Annotated in this window: 11 protein-coding genes; 8 read left to right on the forward strand and 3 right to left on the reverse strand. The window is 41.4% G+C overall.

Annotated elements, in window-relative coordinates:
• Window positions 1-5070 (reverse strand): AAA family ATPase (locus tag IG80_RS0108285; protein ID WP_156962134.1); only part of this gene is annotated, 5070 nt, incomplete at its 3' end.
• 182 nt (window positions 5071-5252) lie between these two features.
• Between IG80_RS0108285 and IG80_RS0108290 the strand changes: the two genes are divergently transcribed.
• The 5 genes from IG80_RS0108290 to IG80_RS0108310 all read left to right on the forward strand — a co-directional run bounded on the left by IG80_RS0108290 (window position 5253) and on the right by IG80_RS0108310 (window position 7810).
• Window positions 5253-5609 carry a hypothetical protein gene (locus IG80_RS0108290; protein ID WP_032113588.1) on the forward strand — a complete coding sequence of 119 codons (357 nt, stop codon included), beginning with the start codon at window positions 5253-5255 and terminating at the stop codon, window positions 5607-5609.
• The gene (locus IG80_RS0108295) at window positions 5602-5922 is read left to right on the forward strand and encodes a conjugal transfer protein TraD (RefSeq protein WP_032113587.1); all 321 of its coding nucleotides are present in this window, start codon (window positions 5602-5604) and stop codon (window positions 5920-5922) included. Before IG80_RS0108290 ends, IG80_RS0108295 begins: the two co-directional genes overlap by 8 nt.
• A 33-nt stretch (window positions 5923-5955) precedes the next feature.
• Complete coding sequence (locus tag IG80_RS0108300) at window positions 5956-6243, forward strand: GapR family DNA-binding domain-containing protein (RefSeq protein WP_084756311.1); 288 nt, start codon at window positions 5956-5958, stop codon at window positions 6241-6243.
• Between the two features lie 587 nt (window positions 6244-6830).
• Window positions 6831-7472, forward strand: a complete 642-nt coding sequence (locus IG80_RS0108305) for a hypothetical protein (protein ID WP_032113621.1) — start codon at window positions 6831-6833, stop codon at window positions 7470-7472.
• Complete coding sequence (locus tag IG80_RS0108310) at window positions 7469-7810, forward strand: hypothetical protein (RefSeq protein WP_032113622.1); 342 nt, start codon at window positions 7469-7471, stop codon at window positions 7808-7810. The genes IG80_RS0108305 and IG80_RS0108310 overlap by 4 nt, the downstream gene beginning before the upstream one ends.
• A gap of 843 nt (window positions 7811-8653) precedes the next feature.
• Here the strand turns inward: IG80_RS0108310 and IG80_RS16580 are convergent.
• Both IG80_RS16580 and IG80_RS16585 read right to left on the reverse strand, forming a co-directional pair.
• Window positions 8654-9055 (reverse strand): alpha/beta hydrolase, encoded by a 402-nt coding sequence (locus IG80_RS16580; RefSeq protein ID WP_198027319.1) that lies wholly within the window; start codon window positions 9053-9055, stop codon window positions 8654-8656.
• A 10-nt stretch (window positions 9056-9065) separates the two neighbouring features.
• Complete coding sequence (locus IG80_RS16585) at window positions 9066-9632, reverse strand: alpha/beta hydrolase (RefSeq protein WP_198027320.1); 567 nt, start codon at window positions 9630-9632, stop codon at window positions 9066-9068.
• 644 nt (window positions 9633-10276) lie between these two features.
• On the opposite strand from IG80_RS16585, the gene IG80_RS0108320 reads away from it, so the two are divergent.
• The 3 genes from IG80_RS0108320 (at window position 10277) to IG80_RS0108330 (ending at window position 16280) form a co-directional block, all read left to right on the forward strand.
• Window positions 10277-13930 (forward strand): fibronectin type III domain-containing protein, encoded by a 3654-nt coding sequence (locus IG80_RS0108320; protein WP_032113623.1) that lies wholly within the window; start codon window positions 10277-10279, stop codon window positions 13928-13930.
• Window positions 13931-13932: 2 nt separating this feature from the next.
• Window positions 13933-15474: a right-handed parallel beta-helix repeat-containing protein gene (locus IG80_RS0108325; protein ID WP_032113624.1), complete on the forward strand. Its 1542-nt coding sequence runs from the start codon at window positions 13933-13935 to the stop codon at window positions 15472-15474.
• Window positions 15475-15560: 86 nt separating this feature from the next.
• Window positions 15561-16280: a hypothetical protein gene (locus IG80_RS0108330; RefSeq protein WP_198027321.1), complete on the forward strand. Its 720-nt coding sequence runs from the start codon at window positions 15561-15563 to the stop codon at window positions 16278-16280.
• The last annotated feature ends 47 nt before the right edge of the window (window positions 16281-16327 follow it).

The following is a 16327-nucleotide window of genomic DNA, read 5'->3' on the forward strand; positions in this document are numbered from 1 at the left end:
AATTAATGTTCGAATATTCTCAATATTTAAATGATCAGGAAGTTTATCAGCCAGATCCCATTTTAACGGTAAGACTTTTGGAAGATCGACTGTTTTGACAGCACATTTAATACCTTGGTCATGATGTAATTGCTTTAAAATATTAGTAATCTTCTCCGCCGCCATAAATCCTGGCACGTCATTGTCGGGCCAAATAGTAACCTCGCGACCAACCAGTGGCATCCAGTCTGCTTTATTGACAGCGCCCGCCCCACCTGGCCAACTGAGAACGGCATGACTCGGAAGGATTTTTTGAGCGGCATCAGCTGCCTTCTCTCCTTCAACAATCAACACAGGCTTATTGTCTTGAAGGCGGTCTAGGCCGTATAGAGGGCGGTTATCGCCAAAGCCCTTCCAACGCCAATGTTGCTGGCCTTTTTCATTCTGGCAATAGGTTAAAGTTGGCGTTATCTTGGATCCGTCCTTATCCTCAAGGCGGGAGACATACCCGAGGGTCTGTCCCTGCTGATCCTTATAGGCATATAGGGATGTTACTTCCTTATCCTTGGTCATATAAGATAGATAAGGATTATCTTTAACATCAGGAGCCATAATTCCAGCAGGTACCGGCAATATAGGCATCCAGGTTTTTTCTTTTTCGGTTGCTAGCGTTTGTTGCAATGATAGAGATGATGTATAAGCTGGCGTCAGCGTTTGCCCCAACCAATCTCTTGCCCAACCAGTGGCCTCTTTCGGGGAGAGCTGAAGCTTATCCTCAATCATCTTTAATGGACCACCATGAACACCCGTTTCGAAGTTGGAGTAAAGTCCCTGATTAGATCCGTTTACCATGACAGAAATTGATCCTTTACGTCCGTATCTATGCTGATAAGCACTGCGACTGGAAGGATCCCCAAGCAACGTTTTACTTAATTCCCCTATCCGTTCCTTTAATGACTCGTGGATATTTTGGGAAACATTAAAGTTGATGCTTTTATTATGAGGCTGGCGTGGGCTGGCCAGATTACTCTGAACGGGAGATGGTGATTCCTGTGTGAAGGAGGATACTGTATCCTGATTCATATTAGAAGAGGATGTTTTTTTAAATTGAGATTCCTTTTCTTGTATATGGGTGATCAGTTCTCGGGGCAGAATCTTTGATTCAGCAAGCATCCCAAATGTCTGCTTTGATCCGGTTTCCCGATCAAAGTCAAGCCAAGCACGCAGCTCCTTAGCTGCTACGGCAGAGTGAGCCCCCATTCCGCTTAAGTAAACATCCGATATCTGACGCAAGTCATGGCGATGTGCTTCTTGATCAAGGCTCTTCAAGGAAACAGACATCTTTTCAGCCATAGCTTCAACAGATGGGTAGGACTGTTTGATCAGCGTAAAGGCAGCTGCGTCCTTTTCTTTGTTTACAGCTGCATACGCGGGATAATAACTACTTTCCCAAGGCTTAATGCCTTTATCATTTGCCTCTTCCACACAAAGCTTGTAGTGATCTCTAGCTGTATCCTTAATATCTTGGTAGTGACTCAGATCCTTAAACAATTGCTTATCTTGCTCATTTGTTAAAGATCCTTGCAGTTGGATGCGCTCAAAGTTTTGCGCTTCGGATTTGATCTCCAACAAATTAATTTTATTCTGCAGCAGTTCTCTAACTGTTGCTTTACTACCGACCTCTTTTTCGGCTTGCCATAAATGATTCAGCTCATAAGCGGCTAGTGACTTAGCCAATTGACTATTGCTCTGTTGATATTGCTCAATACAGGTTTGGCGAAGCCCGGTTTCTGCTTGCGTGAACAGCTTAGAGGTATCAAGAGTGATTTGGAGTGACTTCGCTAACGGGTGATACTCTTCGAACTGGTCGACAATTTGATAGGCAAGCTTATCGCGTTGCATAGAAAGGTTGCGCATAGACTGAACTTGGGCGTCTAATGTCGACTTCAGCAACGTTCCTTCTGCTTCCTTCAACTGCGGCTTCAATTCTTTCCATGTTTGACCAAACAGGTCTCTGGCGTCGACATATGCTGCCAACACTTCTAGTTTTTGAGAAGTTGAGTGGTCTAGCCCTTCTTGCTTCAAAGTCTGTTGTAACTGCGTGCTTTGGAAATCAATGGCTTGCTTTTGAATGGTCGAGAGGCCGTATCCCAAAGATTCAGAGACTTCTTTAATAAAAGGACGATGAAGAGTCGTTGACTCAACAATCATATTGGCAAGGCTGCCTCGTTCTTGCCGTAGTTCATCAAACCTTGGATAATCAGGATGTGTTTTAGCCAAGCTTCCAGGTGAAGTTTTCCGGATCTCTCGCCAAGTTTCTCTTGCCTCAAGGGCGACCATGGCATACTGCTCAACTGTCAGTTGGGCTTTTTGCTCAATCAGCGTTAATGGACGCTCTTTAAGACCAGCGGTCATCTCTAGCTTTTCAAAGGTCAGACCCGCCTGCATCACGTACAGCTTATGGTCATCCCTTTCTTCAACAATCAGGCGAGCTAACTCTTTTCTTTCCTTTAACAGGTCACTCAGAGAAGGAGCCGCCAATGACAGGCTTTCAGGAGAGGAAGAAAAAGCTTGATCGGGGATAGTATCTTTTTTGGTTCCCTTATCTTTAATGACTTGCATGATCTCACGGCCAAGAGCTTTGTAATCTTCGACATTAAAGTAAGCTTCATAATTCTCAGGCTTAATCGTGTAATCCACGGCAAGATCCTTATAACCAACCCGGATATTGTCAGCAAACTTACTAAACGATGCCACCTCTTCTTTATTGTGGTAAAGCGTTACGTCATCACGGTGACGCGTCATCATCACATACAGACCATACGCATCAAGGTTCTTACTTAAATGCACCATTGACCAATCAACTGTTTGGCCTTGCGCTTTATGACCCGTCACAGCATAAGCATGATCAATATCTTTATAGCCGCTTAAAGTAAACGTCACTCTCTCTGTATCACTGACGCGAACAGTTAGTTGGCTGCTCATTTCTTTTTTGGCAACGACTTGACCATCCTCTCCTCTTTTTTCAGGAATGACCACTGGCTTAATACTTTCAATAGTTCCTTGCGTCCCATTCTTGACAGCAAAGTTACCAGACTCACTGCTAACATGGTATTGACGTCGGTCATTAGCGAGAAAGACAATTTTCTCTCCTAAAGCCAAGCCTTTTCCTTGATGCTGAACCGCATCTTCTCCAAGAAGCCCATGGAGCTGTAGTTGCTGCCTGATTTCCTTGTTTAAAGCCAGACGTATGTCATTGGTGGAGGTGAGTACACACCCTGAGTGAGTAGGAGTGTTTTTGACCTTTTCGAGGTAGTCACGAGCAATAGTGGTGATCATATCACTAGAAGTATGTGACTCACGCACATGCCCTTTATTCTCATACGCCATTAAGGCTGTCGTTGTCTCTAATTGAGCCAGATTCATGGAAGCTTGCCTCATCCAATTTTCATTCTGACGGAAGATAAAGCTTACCTCTGCTTTGCAATCGTGAGCCTCGGCCACTTCAATACTTTTACGGAACACATCTCCCGCATCAATGGCTTTGTATTGATGATCATCACCGCAAACGATAAGTTTAGCCCCGGTCTTATCGGCCATAGCCACAAGATGATGCCAATCTTTTGTGCCTACCATCCCGGCTTCATCAACGATGATCACCGTATCCTTGGTGGGCAGAGTCCTTTGATAGGAATCAAGATCTCTCATCGCTTTGCCTCTATCCTTATCCGATAACTTCTCATTTAAAAGGGCCTCTTGAAGTTTCGGAATCTGCTTCCATCGATGAGTATAGTAAGCAATGGTCTCAGCGTGGCATCCCGTCTCTACGGCCAGGTTCTTGGCCGCTTCGGCAGCCAAAGCCATGCCCATCACCTTAAAACCAGCTTCTTGATGAAGCTTCACAACTGGCTTTAACACTGCGGTGGTTTTCCCTGTTCCTGCCCTTCCGACCAATACGCTAAAGGCAGAATCCTTACACAACGTATGGACCGCCTGTTCCTGCTGGTCACTGATTTGATCTTTTAAAGAACGACGATAATTGAGCTGACTTTGAATGGATAAGTGATCAATTTTCCTATCCACAGTGATCGTGGATAGCTTCTCAATGCCTTTAAGGAGTTCAGTTTCTTTTTGATGATATTCAGGCGACGTAAATCGTTTATGACGATCAAATCCATGACCGATGTGAACCGATTTATTGATCAATTCTTCAAAAACATGTTGGGCTAAATGAGGATGATCTAACGTTCGATTCTGGACAACTTTTAAAACATCCAGTTCACTAAAGGTCGCTTTTTTTGACGTCAATTCGTTAAAAATAATTTCGGGATACTGAGCAATTCGTTGTTGGTTTTCTTCTCGAATTTTTTTATTTTCTTCTACAACGCGTGAAGGAAGGCCTTTATCAGCAAGCGATTTTGCATACCAGCCTTCATGAATAGTTGGTATTAAATCAATGCCTTGATCCTTGTAGCTCCGATGATCAATACGGACATCCAATCCCTTTTTTTCTAAAGCATAATTAACTTCATTTGCGTAAATTTCTCTTTGAAGTTTTAACCCCGCTCTCGAATAAAGGTCTCTATTTTTAAAGAGGGATATGGTGCCATCTTTTTCAATCGTCCAATGAGAAACGAGTAAATGCGCATGAGGATTTCCCTCTTCTGCATGAACACCAAACGTAACCACATGACCTTTAGAAATAAAGGACTTTTGCATAATATTGTGCAGGATTTCTTTATGCTCTTCTGCAGATAATTCTTTGGGAAAAGCCAAAACAACTTTCATACCTGTTTGGGCAGACGCTTTAAATTTATCTTGAGTTTCTTTAGTTTTATAATATCTTGTTGCAAACTCATCAGCCTGCTTTTCAAAGGCATTCCAAGCTTTTTCTGTATCTCTAAATTCATCGCCTGCCCATTCAGGAGCGAGTGTTCCTGAGTAAGTAACATCATCTCTATTTGAGTAGTTTGCTGTTAAATTACGCCGCTCTTCATGTAGCTTTTCTCCTGTAATATAGGCAGCACTTTGCACAGAACTGCACCCTGTACTTCTGGAAACATGACTAACGCTATAATGACAAATGGCCAAAGATGAAAATTCCTATTACTAATCAACTACAATAATAAGCCGCCGGCCAGGCAAGCACAAGTGCTAATAGCACATAAGTGCGCATTTGTTCCAAATGACGGTGGATTAGAATTGCTTATTTTATTCATCCATGCTTTAATTTATCTAGATTTATATCAACTTTATTAACGTCCGAGAGATTCATGACCAAAAAACTATCCATCAAAAAAGTGCTAAGTAATCAAAATAAGTTAACAGATGTCCAACTAGAAATTATAAAGCTTCAAGAAAAAGAAAAGGCTTTGCAAAATGAAATTGCCATCAACTTTAGTTCAGTCTTAAGTAACACTGATGCTCTTTGTGTCCCTCACGATGTCTTAGTGGGTGGTATTCTCAATATCGTCAAATCTTACAAAGAGAATACCCCAGCGATAGGAGAATGGCAGCAAGCAGGCGCGACATTTCTTCAAGGAAAAAAGTCCTCTAAAAAGCCTAAAAATCAAAACTCACCACATTCAAAAGATAATAAAACAATTGCATCAAATACGCATCATGATTAATAGAAAGAATGCTGAGATGTCAGCCGTATCCTATAAAATGACAAAATCAAATTCTATAAATCGTAAAGCAAGAACACGCACATTAATTCAATTAGGAAATCTTGTATCAATATCTGGATTATCTTCTCTTCTCAATATTCAAGAGGGAGATGATCTGCAATCAGACCTCATCTCTAAAGATAAAGCGGCCATGCTTTTAGGGGCAATATCTGAAATAATGGAGAGTGAATCCCCCTCTCCTCTTCAGCAAGAAAGATGGCGAGATAAAGGGATACGCCTCTTAAAGATGAGAGAATATCAAAAGCGGTTATAAATAATTGGACCACTTATTTTTGAGTAGAAAAAAATGAAACTAGACAATAATTCAATGGAAGAAAGTTTTCAGAACCAGTTAGAAGAAATTATTTCCCAATTGAAAAAACTTGAAGCAGAAAAAGACTATATTTGTGAAGAAATACACAAGATCCTATTAGAAGCAAAAACAGTTGGGCTTGATAAGGATATCTTAAATGAAATTCTAAAAATTCATAAAGTGCAAAGAGAGGCCCCTATTCCTAATGATGATATTCATCAGTTATACAATCATCTTTTGAAATGGAAAAATAATAAGGAAGGTTCTGCCTGCATCCCTTAATATGAAAAAATGCTCAAACTTATAAAGGCCATTTAAATTGCTTATGTAATAAATTTAGATTCTATAAAAAATATATTTTTTTATTTTTTAGAATATTTCCACAATATTTAAATATTATGGGTATGCAGTTGACTGGCATGTTCCCTAGATTTAGTATTCAGCTATGTCTACCTACCCCAAAACCTATGGCGAATTTGTAAAATGGTTTCCGGATGATGCCGCATGTTACTCATATCTCTTTAAAATACGCCTGGCCAAAATCTGTTTTATCTGGAACCCGCCCTGGCTCCTGTATGGGAGGGGTTGGGGATCGCAAAATAAGCGGGATAATTTGTGGAAATTTGATGCCTGAGAAGGTATCGTTGGTTCGCCTGAACTACTTGATTTGTTAACGTTATTTTTAACAAGCCCCTACCTTAATTGCGAAAACGCTACCGAAAAATAATGGTATACTCACACTCTCGAATCGGTTAGAAAGAATCTGTCCAGCGTTTTTCCAAACTTCTACTTTCACAGAGATTAGCCCACCCAAAATAACCCCAAAAAACACCATCATCCTCAACCTTTTACTCTCAAGGAGAACTCTTATGAAAAAAAACTTGAAAGTCCTTATCTCATCTTTAATTATCGCCCTAACCTTTGCATCGCCCCAAGCGATTCACGGCATGGAAGACTTCTCAAAGCGTGGTGGACAAGGCGTAAAAAGGCCATTCGCCCATAGGGTTTCAAGTGTCTCTGATATTACTGAAGATCTCGAACAAAAAAAGAGGAGAGGCGAAGAGATTCGAGAAAATCCATTCAATGGGTGTCCAAAAGAAATCACGGCTATGGTTTTACATCTTGCTGCTATTGATGAATGTTTAAACAATCGTAGTCCAGTTAACATACTACTTGTTTGCAGAGAATGGCAAAAACTGATCGAGGAAGAATTCATCGCTGGTAAGACCGTAAAAAAGATCTGCCAGGAAGCATGGTATGGCGTACCAGGACATGAAGAAATTTATGAAAGATTTTTAAAGGGTGTATTGGTTTATAGGCCGCAAAAGGGAAGCGAAGTGGGTATGATAACGATGCGGATATCAGAATTAGGGAATCCGTTAGAGGGTACGTTTGATTTATCGCAGTGTGGGAATGTGGGTAAGTATTTGAGTATATCGACAGGTTATCGTAAAGGGAAGAAACAGGAAAATAAAAAAAGCTCGAGATATGGTTGGCCCCGTGGTTTTTGATCGAAAAGAAACTAACGACTACCGCAGGTCATTTTCAACGTATTTTTGGCAAATGGAGCGATAAAGCACCGGTCGGCATTTTCTGGACATGGGGAGGATGGGACGATTTAACATGGTATGATTATCTAACGACGCAAAACTATGATGAACTTTCTATCGATAATTTATATGAAAAAGGGTGCATGTATGCCGTGGGGGACGAGCCCTTTCAGTACTACGGGGGGGCAGCGACGTCAAAAAAATTTCATGTTCATTTTATGAAGTGCGCCAAGAAAAGTCGCACTGATTTAGCGGGTGAAAGTCCCGTCATGGAAGAGGTAGCCAGCCTCACCATGTAGCGAGTCTTGAGTATCCGAAGGTAACAAAGGAACTAAGCGTAGACAGCAAGGCTGACGATCTAGTGAAGTGAAAGTCTTCACACCGCCAATTTCTCATTCGGGCGGTTAGTATATCCGATGCACGGTTAGGTAACGACCCGTGTTCTGCTCGGAAGTAAAAGTCACCGAACGCTTAGGCGGAAGCTTATAGTGTGAGCAACCAGGGTGGCGAGCAAATGTGGAGGTCTGAACAGAAGCGAATACCTACAGCCCCGTAAGACGCTTCCACACTGAAGTTTCTGTGTGGGGAATTGTTGACTGCCGATCTCGTTTGCTGTGGGAGAAGGTCGAAGTTCTGGAGGAAGTAATGGGAACATGCCAGTCAACTGCATACCCATATTAAATATTATTATTGATCACACTTTATAAAGTGCCACACGCGTGGCACTTAGAAAATGAATATGCTGCTTTTAAGGCAAAACTAGTCTTTATTCTAACTGACATCTTTCTTTAGTTAATCAATAAGTTCTATATATCTTGCAAAATTTTCCTCTATAAATCATTCTTAAATATTTTACATATATTCTAAATATAATTTTTAAATAATATTTACGTATGTTATTTTATAAAAAAGAGACAATATTAACAAAAATTGGTGGGCCTTATGCAGGTAGTAGAAATAGATCCTAAAATTTGTGTGCGATGGAAATTTACTGATCGATCAGGATTTGAATTTGGAGACATATTTGCTCTTTCTCATTTCTTTTACCAAGCTTATGGGTCATAAAAAGATGGAGAAAAAAAGCAGTTACGAGCTTAGCTATATAACAATATAAAACAAAATCCTTAATTAAAGCTTCTAATCTAAGTAACTCCCAATATTCCTGATCGAGAAGTTGCATTTAACCCAAAGACCCGTCCAGTCTGTAAACTATCATATATATGCTGAAATAAAAGGCCAGGGCTGCTAGCCTCTGTATTGTCTCTTGTCATAAAGTAAGTATGTCCAAGGGGAGTATCATAAGTATTATTAAAGTTATCACAATCAAAAACATATACATTTGACGTGACTTTGTTAAGGTTTTCAGGTCCTGTATGCCCTAAGCGACGAGATACAATTTTTTCTTTTGGATTCATCACCTTACTTGATCTTAGAGCCCAATCATCATTAGCGTGATAAACACATACATTTCTAGCTGCCCGGCAAATATGCTCTCCTGCATTTCCTATTTCAAGAGAGGTGTTATTTATATCAGCTGCTACCATGAAGATATTTCTAAAAAGCTGCGGAACCCCCCCGGGCAAGATCATAGCGGTTCCATATCTTTAGACTTTCTCTTAAAACTCTATTTCCCATAGAATGGGCAAGGATATTGATTCGTTTTAAGCATAAATCTTCTTTTGGTTGGGATGCACTCCATTCAGTGAATTTACCAAGAGTCCTTGCGAATGAAAATGCACTCATGTCAGCTGATTTTTCATCGTCCCAATAATCCTTTACTATTCCTAGATCATTATCGCATGGCCATATGATAGGGATTAAAAGAATAGAACCCGATTTCTGTTGATCAAATAATAATTGTAATAACTCTGCATTTGGAAAAATGCTTGCTTCAGGTAGACTGTTAAACCCATGGATAAAAAGAAGAATTTGTTCATACTCTAGCTTTTGTACGGTTTTGATAAAATTTTGACTTCCAATTTCCGTGTAATCATCCTTGCTGTTTCTTATACAACAGTAGACAGAGTTAGAAGGTGCATTATTATTAAGATCAAAGGTAACTTTTCTATTAATGACAGTTTTACTACCTTCATAAAAAGACCGATTCGTGATAAAAAGCATTTTTTATCTCTTTTGTTTAAAGTGAATGGATTTGTTTAATAGCAGAAGCTGGACTTGGCAATATCATATGGGGGTTAGCAATGATGAGATTATTCAAACAATAATTGGACAATAGATTGTTAGAGTTGTTCAAAGGGGAAGGCGCTATATTTGGATTTGGCATAAAAATCTCCTTTTTTAAATTTTTTAATCCTTGTAACTCATAGGTTTTAACTTAAAAACCAGTTCTCAAATATTTTTTTACTGGTTGAAAATGTAATTATTACTCTGCTTTATTCCTTGAGCGTCCCACTATATTGTTTACGTAACATCAACTTACTCCATTTACTGGACTACCAACGAGGTTAAAGTAATGTCCATTTTTTTGGAAAGCTTGAGGATAGCCATTTCAAATAGACAAGTTGATGACGGTGCCGGGGTGTATGTGAGAAGTTATGTCTATCTTTCAACTTCCCCCAATGTTTTCTATAGCGTAATTTAAATAACATTGAATCCCACTAAAGACTTAGCATTAAGAATTTAAGTGTGAGCGGTTAAACGAATGGGTAACAATAAATTATGGAGAAGAAAATGACAAAATCAGGGTTTATTTAACAGCAAGTATGGCAGTCATTTGAGAGAATCAACTATAAAAGGATCTTCTTATGGGGTTACAAACAGATAAACTTGTGATGATAGGCTTAGGAGTTCAGGACAGCACCCCTCCGTTTGTAGCAACTCCCCCCTTACCAACCCTAAAAAAAGGTATACATCTTCGTTGGATGTTTGAAAGGGATATGGGTTTTCCGTGGTACGGTTACTATTTATTTCGACGCCCAGTCCCTGACAAGCGCAGATCTCGATGTGCAAACCTAAAAATTCCAGCACATGGAGTGGGACCCTTAGGGATAACAGTTTTAGAAACAGAGGAAGGAACATTCACAAGCGATGCTGAACTGGTATTACAAAATGACTTTGGCCATCCAGCTGAACCTGAGCTTGCTTTATATTCAGGCACGTATTTGCGCTTCGATCTTCCCCCCCATCAGCTAGCGTTTCGGATAGAGCTGCAACTTGGGTTTGCTCGCACTCATTCACGCGAAAGCAGTATTACCCTGATAGCCCTAGATAATGAAATTCCTGTTGTTCAAACAGAGATCAGTGGGCGCCAAGACGAAGTCGTTTCAACGCGACTGGATTTCGATAGAATCACGGCCATAAAAATAGTAGGTGCAGAAAAATCAGCCTTAGTAAGCTTATGTTGGTATCCTGTGGATGAGGAAGCCTCCCTTAATTGGCAACCTGTAGGGGGTGTTGAACAACCCATACTTTTTCCTTTAACTCATGAGGACTACCCTCTTAATAGAGGGTCAATAAATATCGACAATGACTGGCGAAAAGCTAGGCAACGCATTGTATATGGTGATTTAGATTTTTGGGCTGGCGATCCATTTGAATCTTTACGTGAGCACCTTGTTGCGCTGGTCTTAAAAGGGCCACCAGGACCACCTGAGCGAGGCATGGCTCACGAGGCTCGGGCAATGAATGACATTAAGGGCATACCGGGAGTATCAGAACCTGGCACAGACGTTCCTCACTTATCCTCTTTACATCCCCTTGATCTCGTGTTGATGGGGAGTCTTCACCCTCCTATTGCTCAAATGGTAGGTCTCTATTGCGTAGATAAAGCTGAAGCTGAAGCTCTAGCACCTAATGGAATCTATGATTATCTTATTGTTGCTGATCATAACGATGTAGCCCATGGTAATGTAGGAAAGATGCTCCAACATATTCAGGATGTTGGCTTTGACAATGTTGATGCTTGGATTACGTTTGAAAAACACTTAGGAGGCTCACAGCCTTTAAACCCTCCCCAGAATGTGCGTGCTTATGCTTTAACAGGGGGGTCTTATCACGTTCCAGGCATAGCAGAATCGGTCAATGCTGAAGGAAATATAGGGGTTACTTGGGATATAAATAGAACTATGAGTGGTTATCTTGCTCCTGATCAATCGGTAATGTTTCATGTTTGGCGTGCACTTCAAGGAAATGCAGAGGAACCTGCCCCCGATACAGAAACCAGAGAGCTCCTTACAAAAGATAGTCCTCTCTTAATATCGACGCCCGCTGAGATCGTAAATGAGCCCATTAGATTTCCTTCTGACTGGCCACAATTCTCTTTACGTTATATTGATTTTTCTCTCGACCCTGGGTGGTATGGTTATCAGGTTTGTGGCATCGATTTATTCGGTCGATTTAGTCCCAAAAGCGCTTTCGCTGAGTGGTGGCAATGGGAACCAATGCCCAATCCCAAGCCTTGGTATTATATTGATCCACCCGGAGATAGAATGGTCAATTCAAGCTCTGTGCGTATCTTAGACATGGCACCTCCGCCTCCGCCAATGGCGGTTGAGGCGTTTGCCCTCGATCCAAAAGACCCTTTTTTACTTAAAGATAGTGCTTATAACACTTGGTATGGAAGCTTACCAGCCACTGGTAAAAGAGATGAAATTGTTGGTTTACGGGTGAAATGGTGGTGGAGGGCAGACCAGCAACGCCAAGCACCTGATACACAGGAATTTCGTATCTATTGGAACCAGGGTTCAATACTACCAGAAGGATGGGAGAGGGTTGCCAACTGGCAAACTCGTTGTTTTGTATGTCCTTATGAGGAGAATGTTACCGTTCAAACGGAAGACAAAACAGTAAAAGATAGTGAAGGTAACGTTGTTCAAATTATACAAGAAGATAACCGTTTTTATGAAGTCTTTTTACCAGCAGACTTAAATAACCCAACAGAACCCTTTGCTGAAGGTATTCCTTTAACACCGAGTTTGGAGGAGCCGATAGTATATGCTCATGTGACAGTTACTGCAGCCGACGGAGTTGAACAAAGGGCTGACCAATGGCTATGCGGCGGTGTCTATGGGAATAGAGTGGGAAATGAAAGCAATCCTGCGGCCCCACAGAAAGTTCTCCGAGTGCGGCGGGAGCTTCCACAGGCGCCTGAGCCTATTGTTGACGGAGCGCGTGTGTATGCAACGCCTGCAGATTGGCAGGGGCGATCTTATTACACGGTTCGCTGGCAAGCACAGGATTATATAAAAGTTCATATCTTGAGGGCAATGGATGAGGCGGTATTCTTAGCAGACTGGAAAAAACGGCCTCGTGCTAATGAGACAGATGGGCCTTTTCTAACCCCGGATAAATCAGAATTCTTTCCAAAAGAAGACGATATTTGGAATCTAGCCAAGCGTCAACAAATCTGCGATATTCTAAACGCATTTGATAAGTCAAATGGTAAGATTGAGGCTTTTAAGGCTTACCGAACCCTTTCAGATGATGCGCTGCGGATTCTTGCCAACCTCCCTGGTTGTGAAAAAGCATTCTCTCAAATTACAACCAAGCCTCTTAGGGCAAAACTAAATCCAGGAGAAGAAACTTCTGATCCAGAGGAATTGCTTCTTTACCCTGACAAACGTGGGCCTGATGATCCTGCTGGCTACGATGAGCGCTCTAATGTTGGGGCTTATCTTGACTCGTTGGATGGTAAATCTACAAATCGGTATCTCTACCGGATAGTTTATGTTGATGGCGCTCATAATCGTAGCAGCCCTGGTTTGGCAGGTACGCCTGTTCGCTTACCCAATGTGGTGCCTCCTCGTACACCAACGATAACCAAAGTCCTAGCAGGGGAGCGAAGGATATCGCTTGCATGGGCTTCCAATCGCGAACCGGATTTGATGGAATATCGGGTCTATCGTGCCGATTCTGAAGAAGCTGCCCAAGATCTGAGGTTAATGAGCCAAGTCGATATTATTTCGGCAGAGCCTGATCCTGATAGTCGCCCGGCATCCGTGGAATGGTCCGATGAGGGTGTCCCTGGTCTTGTTGATTTTTGGTACCGCGTTGTTGCGGTTGACCGTCCGGATTTAGAGGATTCAAGAGGTGGGGGAGGGAATGTCTCGGTGCCTAGCCAGCCTCTAAAAGTCAGAGCAACTGACACTACACCACCGAACCCACCCGTGTGGATTACTGCTAGATGGGAAGCAAATGATGAAAAGCACGTTATTCGTTTAGCTTGGCGCACAGATGAACCTGAAATAGCTTGTATATTACAGCGTCAAGTTGCTGGCAAGGATAATGCTTGGAGTAATATTGTTTCAATATCTCAACCTTCTACACCTCCGTTTGAGTGGGAATTTATTGATCAACCAGTAGTAAGTGGGGTGCCTTATGAATATCGCTTATTTGCAGCAGATATAGCAGGTAAACGGTCTGTATCTGAGATACTTACTGTGCCAGTGGAGGTGTTTTAAAGATGGGTATATTTGATAATTTGTCGATATCAGTTGAAATGCCATTAGGCGTTAATGCTTCTAATGACTTCTCCTCTTTTCGTGACTCTTTTCACATAGAATCTCTTTATGGGCTTATTGCTCAAGCGGGAAATTTACCTTCGATTTCAAATTTTTTATCTATCTCAGTTCCAAATACAGAACCTGTGTCATTCTTATATGCTGTGATTAGAGGGGTTATCCGTTATGTCCCTGATGAAAACTCGCCACGTATAGAGCTTCGGCCCTTCCCTTTTGATAGCTTACAACTTGGTAAACAACCATTTAATTCTCTTCCTCCTTTTTTATTTATTTATAGAGGAGTAGACACCTCTTCAGTGGCAACTGCAGCGGAGATATTGTTGAGTAATGCTCCTATTAGCGAGGCTGATCGGCCCGTCCAACTCATAGAGTTTATGTCAGGAAACCGATCATTAACAGTAGAGGGTGGAATGGTCATTGGTAAGCCTGCTATTGATCCAAGCTTAGGAGGACGCAGGCGGCTGGATCTTGCAGTACAAATTAACCAAGGAATCTATTTGAATCCTGCCCATTATTTGTATCGCTGGCCTCTTTTTCGCCCAGAACTCGAAACTCATCCATTGCTCTCACAATTGAAGTCTCAGCAGCATGGGCACCTCTTTCCAACAAAAGATCGAATTTTGTTTGTTCGTCAAAATTCTTCTAATCCGACTAGTCCCTATACTACTGCAGATACTGCTGCTCATTCATTAGGAGAGGCGATGAATGCAGCTAGAGCTGGAGATATTGTGTGTGCTATAGATAACGCTACGTACCAAGAACGTGTTTTCATGCAAAGGGGTGTAACACTTACGAGTGCTGGAATCCTCAGAAATATTGGGCAACCAAGCGAGTCAAGCGATCTGCCAACTCTTTCTCAACCGACCAATTCTAATACAAATAATTATGCAGAAATAGTAGCCTTTGACAATCTTAATCAAGATCCAACTCATATCAGTGGATTCAAAATTACACAGGCTACGGCTGCAGTAGCTGGAGCGGGTATTGTTATACGCCGATCACAGAACGTTGAAATTGCTCAAAATCTTATTTATGGAAATCATGCTATTCAGGGAGGAGGCGTCGGTATTTTCGACTCTCGTGGGGTTCGTGTTTCTTTCTCCCGTATATATAACAATCAAGTAAATGATGTGGAGGGCGTAAAGGGCCAAGGAGGGGGTCTTTATATTGGAGGATCTTCCACCAATGTAAGTATTGAAGACTGCTTTATCTACAGCAACACTGCTACAAATTTTGGAGGGGGTGTTTGTGTCAATGATCCAGCAATTGAAATTGCTTTTTTACGAAATCAGATTGGCGGCACAACTGCAGCACAAGGAAATAGGGTTACTGGAAATCGTTTAGGAATTCAAGATGCGGCTATTTATGACAATCCACAAGGTGGGGGTGGAGGAATAGGTGTTTTCAAGACTGGTATACTTTCTGTAGCAAATGAAATTACTTATAACGAAGCTCATTGTGGGGGGGAATTGAATTTTATGTAAGAGGTTGGGGAAAACTTATACAAAATAGAATTGAGGGTAATAAAACCCGCCCGGAGATAGGGGGAGGTGATGGAGGGGGCATTGCAGTGAATAATACTTCCATATCAGAGAGAAATGCCAATTTACATCAAGTTATAGAAATCATTGATTGTCGTATTATTAATAATGTTGCTGAAGATGATGGAGGTGGAATCTATGGCACGGCAAAGGCTCTTTTGAAAATTAGTGGAAGTAACACTGAAATTTCAGGAAACCAAGCGAAAGCTAATGGGGGTGGAATTCGAATTTCTTTTGGAAGCCAACTTGAAATTCAAGGGGGTACAATTCGCAATAATCAAGCGAATGTAGGAGGTGAGGCAAATGGCGGTGGAGGTATTGCAGCTAGGAATTGTCGTTTAATATGCAGAAACTGCACTATAGAAGGAAACTCCACTCACAGTTGGGGAGGCGGAGGTATTTTTGTTAGTACGTCCGAAGAAGGACGAGGGATAAGCGGTGTGTTATTTGAGGAGGCGCTTAGAAATTATGGGTATTCAAAAGCATTACTGCAGCTAGATAATGTCACCATTACCAATAATTCTGCTACAGCTGGGGCGGGGTTATATGTGCTTTATATTAAATATGACGTAGATATTCAGATCGATAATTCCAGATTAGGGGCTAATTTACCTTCTCACCCCATCCCTCAGAAAAACCAAAATGTTGTTTTAGAAGATGCTTCTAATTTTCCAGATTCGATAATTAATGATAGCCATTTAGGTTCCTTATCACCTTTATCTCATTATAGGAATACTCTAAGCCCATAAATTAAATGATTTATTTCTGATTACTTGGTATTTGAGAATATTTATAA

The organism is Candidatus Paracaedibacter symbiosus, from assembly GCF_000757605.1.
Lineage (GTDB): Bacteria > Pseudomonadota > Alphaproteobacteria > Paracaedibacterales > Paracaedibacteraceae > Paracaedibacter_A > Paracaedibacter_A symbiosus.